This window comes from Psychrobacter sp. 16-MNA-CIBAN-0192, from assembly GCF_040309565.1.
In the GTDB taxonomy this organism is placed as follows: Bacteria; Pseudomonadota; Gammaproteobacteria; order Pseudomonadales; family Moraxellaceae; genus Psychrobacter.
The window spans coordinates 1-264 of sequence record NZ_JBEOOX010000352.1 but is presented as its reverse complement, the minus strand read 5'-3'; the positions used below and the strand labels follow the sequence as shown (position 1 = coordinate 264).

Annotated in this window: 1 pseudogene; it reads right to left on the bottom strand. The window is 47.7% G+C overall.

Annotated features, from left to right (window positions below):
* Positions 1-264: pseudogene (locus tag AAEY78_RS13555) on the bottom strand (hypothetical protein); the annotation flags it as partial.

Below are 264 nucleotides of genomic sequence, written 5' to 3'. Positions count from 1 at the left end.
ACATCATTGCTTCTCGTTCTTGTTGGCCATGTTGTTTTAACTCAACGTCGAAATGGCCACGGGAATCCAAGATTTCTTGTGCGATCGATACTAGCGACTTGATTTCTACTTGCTGCGAAGCATTGAGACTGCGTAATTGTGTTGCTGGCGCATACTCCAATGCTCCCATGCCTCGCTTACCAGTATATTGAAGCCGTTGCAGTGGTGTGATGTCATTGGGTGAACGACCTTGCCCAGCAACCCATGCGTTGAGAACTGCATTAC